The organism is Veillonella sp. oral taxon 780 str. F0422 (assembly GCF_000221605.1).
Lineage (GTDB): Bacteria > Bacillota > Negativicutes > Veillonellales > Veillonellaceae > F0422.
The window spans coordinates 1-5,704 of record NZ_AFUJ01000049.1 but is presented as its reverse complement, the minus strand read 5'-3'; the positions used below and the strand labels follow the sequence as shown (position 1 = coordinate 5,704).

General features: G+C 35.2%; 5 protein-coding genes. All 5 read right to left on the bottom strand.

The features are described from left to right. Positions 1-547: 547 nt before the first annotated feature. Entirely contained in the window at positions 548-1,303 is a 756-nt protein-coding gene (aroD, locus tag HMPREF9200_RS05330) for a type I 3-dehydroquinate dehydratase (RefSeq protein ID WP_009353795.1), read from the bottom strand. A gap of 357 nt (positions 1,304-1,660) precedes the next feature. Continuing rightward, entirely contained in the window at positions 1,661-2,089 is a 429-nt protein-coding gene (locus HMPREF9200_RS05325; RefSeq protein WP_009353796.1) for a YbaN family protein, read from the bottom strand. Positions 2,090-2,143: 54 nt separating this feature from the next. Continuing rightward, a complete protein-coding gene (locus HMPREF9200_RS05320) occupies positions 2,144-3,352 on the bottom strand; it encodes an ATP-binding protein (protein WP_038144909.1) in 1,209 nt (402 codons plus the stop codon). A 458-nt stretch (positions 3,353-3,810) separates the two neighbouring features. Then, positions 3,811-5,175, bottom strand: a complete 1,365-nt coding sequence (locus HMPREF9200_RS05315; RefSeq protein WP_009353794.1) for a hypothetical protein — start codon at positions 5,173-5,175, stop codon at positions 3,811-3,813. A 56-nt stretch (positions 5,176-5,231) separates the two neighbouring features. Beyond that, a partial coding sequence (locus HMPREF9200_RS08735; RefSeq protein WP_038144907.1) for a hypothetical protein occupies positions 5,232-5,704 on the bottom strand: 473 nt, incomplete at its 5' end.

The window sequence follows — 5,704 nt, the reverse complement described above, 5'->3', positions numbered from 1 at the left end:
CCCTAGACTATACGTCAAGGACGAGTTCATATGCCAAATAACTGCACTACTGCGCAGAAAGATTCATATAAATCGCGGTACCACCTTGTTTGAATGCATGCATTCCCCTTTGCAGGATACTATCATATCCCTCACGATTAACGCTCATGACACGTTATGCTATACTAGGACAATTGTCCGTTCCCCATACCCTCAGTAGTCCATTTAATAGACTGCGTTCTGCGGGGCTCTCAGCTACCCCCACTCTCTGGAAGTGCACGTTCTATTTTTATCTCCACCTCATCGGTTTGTTAGGCGAGTATTAAATTATGTAACAAATATTATCATACTAAGATACATTTGTCTACTGAATGTTAACATTTTTCTATATTTTTTATAGGAATATCCTGTATAACCTATAGATACTCCCTATAGATATGGAAATACTAACTCTAAAAGCTATTTATCTAATATCTACTTTTTACATTTTCTAGCATTAGAAACATAACTTGTAGATACCATAATATAGTAGTTGTAAACCCTTATATTATCTCATTGATCCTATATCTTATACTAATCGCTTTAAAATATCCACCTCTACCTGTCCAGGCGCTGATGCTTGTCCCAGTGTGCCAAAGGTCAAGCAATTACCAAACACATTGCCACAGGTCCGTGTCATCTGTCCTAATTTTCCCATAGACATAGTAATACGTGGTAACTGTGGATATCTTTGTGTTAATTCTTTTGTAAATTGTAATGCTGAAAGTACATCATCACTCGTAGTTGGCATCAATGCAAACTTAATCACTGAGGCTCCTGCAGATATCATACGCTCTGCATAGACATGTAATATTTCTAGGTCTGGCGTACTTTGAAAATTATGATAACTCATCACTGTTTGTATTTCTTGATGATGAGCTTCTTTAATAATTTGTCCCATTGTATCTGTATAGGCGAACAACTCCACATCGACAGCTTGCACTAGGTTTTGATCTACAATTGCTTGTAATAGGTTACAGTATTTCTCATTACTTAAGGACGTTTCTCCGCCCTCAGCTAATGTACGCCACGTAAACAACATCGGTATCTTTTCATATTTAGAATGCACTTCTTCTACCAAGTTTACTATTGTTGGTATGTACTCTTCTTCAGATATATGAGAATCCTTCATCCACATATCAGGGCGCAACTCGATAAGGTCCACCTTCGCTTGCACGGCTTCTTGTACTTGTGAAAGTATATCTTCTATCGTTGGACCTACAATAGGAACGCAGATGGCACATCGATCTCCTTGTATAGGGCATTGTCGTTGTTTTGATTTCATTGTATTCCGCTCCTAATTATAATCTATACATATACACATTCATATAGTGCTACCATTATTTATTTTCACAGTCAGAGCATGTGATATCTATTATATCGAATCATTCTTAACGAATAGATTGTCATACTCACTATGTATGGTAACTAAAGATCCTCTAAAATAACTTCTATCAATATACCCAATGACTAGGTTATCCTTAAACATCTTTATGGTTGCTACTAATATACCACATAAGCATAACACAATAAAAGCCAAATCATGATGAGAGTTCATTCATGATTTGGCTAATATAAATATTTCGTCTGTATCTACACATCATATTTTGTAGTATATAAACATGCACTACTATTGAAACAACTATTGTTTTACTTTAGATTCAGGTGGTGCTGTTTTCACTATAAACGCAAGGGCAATCACATGACCTATCCACACGGCTCCCATAACATAAAATGCTACAGGCATATTGCGCATACTATAAGCTCCAATACCCAGTAAAATCGACACGGACACTAAAATATTAATTTTAGTGCGCAGTGGCATGCCACTTTTATTTTTAAACGGCTCTACGTAATTTGCATAAAGCTTAGAGTTCACAAACTTCTCATGGAATCGTTTAGAACCTCTAGCAAAACAAAATACAGCAAATAAATAAAACGGTACCGTTGGTAATAATGGTAATACAATTCCCAATGATCCTAAGCCAAAGCTAATAGCACCTAATACAATCCAAATATAACGAATCACACCCGTTGATTCTTGTACTTCTTTTGTTACTGTTTCTTTCACTTGTCACCCCTATATAATGTATATTCTAATACGTTTATTCCATATTTAAAATCCCTATTCCAATAGCCATTCTATCACATTTTTTTGTTGTATTCCCTCATAAGATGCATTGCTATTAATCTCATCCAAAGTAAGCAAAAATTTCGGATGATAGTCTTTCACCTCAAATAAAGGCGTTAGTTCTCTGTCTAATGTGGTAGGATCTAACACACTTTGACTCACTTGATAATACTCAAATAGTCCATGTTTCTGAGCTATAAAATCTATTTCACCATTTTTTAGGATACCGACATGAACCGTATAGCCTCGGCGCAATAATTCTAAATACACCACATTTTCAAGAATGTGACCTGTATCTCGTCCTGTATTAGGTACGAAAAATCTTCTCAGCCCAGGATCAACTAAATAAAATTTAGAATATAATCTAAGCAGTTCTTTCCCTCGCACATCAAATCTAGACACTTCATAAATTAACAATGCATCTCTCAGTGCTGCTATGTACCTTTCTACAGTACGACTATCTACCTTTCTACCCATACTAGTAAGAGAATCAGCTATCTTTTTAGGTGTTAATAAACTTCCCACGTTGGCTGCAATATACCGAATAATACTTTCTAATATTAAAATATCGCTTCCCTTTAAGCGCGTCATAACATCTTTCAACACTACAGAATTGACTATACCTTCTAAATAGGTACGTAGCATTTCATCATGCCCAGCATATTCTAGTGTCCCTGGAAAACCACTTTGCTCTATAAATAGACGATACAAACCATTCAAAGATAGATTCGTTGTCTCTTTGTGTGCTTCAACAAACTCTTTAAATGATAAAGGTAACATATCTAGCTGAACATATCGACCCGCTAATAGTGTAGCCATTTCTGAAGACATAAAGTACGCATTAGATCCTGTAATATAGATATCTACATTATCTTTAATATAGAAACTATCTACCACACGTTCGAACCCTTGTACATGTTGGACCTCATCCAAAAATATATACATTTGTTGATTAGGAATTATTTTGGACTTTATGTATTCATACAACTGTATATAATCCGTTAAGTCCCTGTATTCCAAATCTTCAAAGTTAATGGCGATGATTTGATTTTCTTTTACCCCTTCTTGTAGTAACTCTTGTTGAAAGAGATAAAATAGAGTTGATTTACCACATCTGCGCACGCCAGACACAATTTTTATAACGCGTTTTTCTCTGTGATTTCTCAGAAACTGTATGTACTTTTCCCTATTAATTAGCTTCATGTCTACTCCTCTATCATTTGTGATACCTTTCAATACAATGAAAGTGTTATTCATACTCTCAGCATATTGCAAAAATACATTACAATGCAATCTTTATTATAATTTTAACTAAGATTGCATTTGATTGCAATCTTTATTTTAAATAAATTACTTTTTGCATTCCGATGTAATTTTTATTCTATAATAGACAATTTTTGCATTTCAATGCAATCTTTAATCGCAATGTAGTTATTATATCACAATATAATTTTGGATACACAGAGAATGACCCATACCATTAGATAGCTTGCAATCCCTTGTTCCCATACTAGTACACATAGCACGATAATAGAGGATAGCTAACTTGCATCGTTAACTATCCTCTATGGTATATCATTATGTACTGAATGCCAGTCTATCTTCCTATGTAGCTATACACAGGCATAGTCCAATATCTATAAGAATTCTATTCCATTATCTTAGAACTTGTACGTACCTTGGATACGAGTGTAGTTACCTAATTTAAAGTTTTCTCCACCGTATAATGTATCACGTTGTCCAATACCTTTTGCATCGAATGTGTAGAATGCTTCTACTAAGAAATCTTTCGCTGGTACATATCCACCACCTAATGTGAAGCTACGAATACCATCTAAGTAGCGATCTGGTACAGCTCCTGTGCCATTACCACCTAAGAAAGCACCATGTCTGAAGTATTTGTAGTCAATAAATGCATTCCAGCTACCAGGACGATAATAATCAGATTGTCCTACATCAAAACGAAGTGCCCAGAAGTGTGGAGTACCACCTGTTCTATGGCCTTTCAATTCAAATTGAGGATTACCTGCTGGATTATCATATACTTTATCTGCTGTAGATTGATAGATACTTCCACCATTCATATAGCGACCAAAGTCTGTTCTATTTTGACCATAGTCGAAAGATACTGCTGTATTATCACCAATTTGGTATTTCAAGCCTAAACCAAATACATTTGCTAAACGACCAAAGCTGTGAGACTCATTTCCTTTATCGCTTGTATAATGTACAGTATGATTTTCATGGCCTGTAGAGCGTAAGTACCAAGCTGTGACACCTAATTTATTATTTACTTGTTGACGATATTGGATAAAACTAGCACGTCTAACCGCAGGAATTACATCACGTTGGATAATAACCCCCTCTGTTGGGATAACATTGCCTGTAGCATTCCCCAGAGCCTCACGAGGAAGTTTGCTATACCCATCAGTTCTTTCTAAAACAGAATTCACTTTAGAGAAGAAATTACTTAATAATGCTGGATATTTAGCACTACCTGTTACACCAATGGTTTTATCAGTTAACAAATTCTTTTCAATGAATTGTTGTTTTAATGTTTCTACTTGTTTTTCATCAAATGTGTAAATTCCATTACCATCAGCAGTATGAGCCGTGCCATTAGTAAATTCTGGAATCATTCTATCTGCTGTAGTTTTATAGGATTTGATAATAGCATCTTTGTTAGTATCAAACCATTTTTCTAAGTAAGATCTACCACCATCTTTTAAGAAATCAGCATTATTTAAAGATACTTTGAAAATATCAGGAGTACTATCTAAACCATTGCCTTTACCATCTGTAGGTCTAATACTGAAAGTACCTTCCGTATTTGGTTGTTCACCAACTTTTGTTGGAGGACCATATCCCCATGGATCTTCTTCCATTATATCTTTCGTATAAAGTGTTTTGGCATTAAGTTCAGGTAATTCTAAGACAAATTTATTTTTAGGGTTTGCAAAATCAGCACTATAGGCTTTGCTTGCTAACTCTTGCATACGAGCTAACACTTCAAATTGTTTTTCCACAAATGGCTTGCGAATTTCATCTTTAACAGATTTTTCTGTATTTGCTAAGGATTTTTCTAGGGCTTCTTTTTCGCTTTATCATCAGCCGTAGCAAGACGCAAGTTTTCATATAATGGTTTTAATTTAGCACGTTCAGCGTTAAGCTCTTTTTCTAAATCATCTTTTTTAGTTTCTAATGCTTCTTTTTCAGGCCCATCTTCTGCAGCATAATAGGCTTCAGAAGCTTCATCATATTTAGTACTGATTTCTTCTACTTTTGCATTGACTACTTCGATTTGGTCATTGATAGGTTTTGATGTTGCCTCAATATTAGCTTCTGTTGCTGCAATTTCTGCTTTGATAGTTGTACCTGCAGCTGCAATTTTATCTTGACCAGCTTCGATAGCTTTTTCTTCAGCCTCTTTAATTTCTTTCAATTGGTTATAGAATCCAACTGTATTGACGGATTTATCTGTGGTAATTTCTTTATAGGCATTTAAGTCTGCCCCTAAGAATTCACCAACCGTTGGAGCTCGTTTAAACGAGTTAT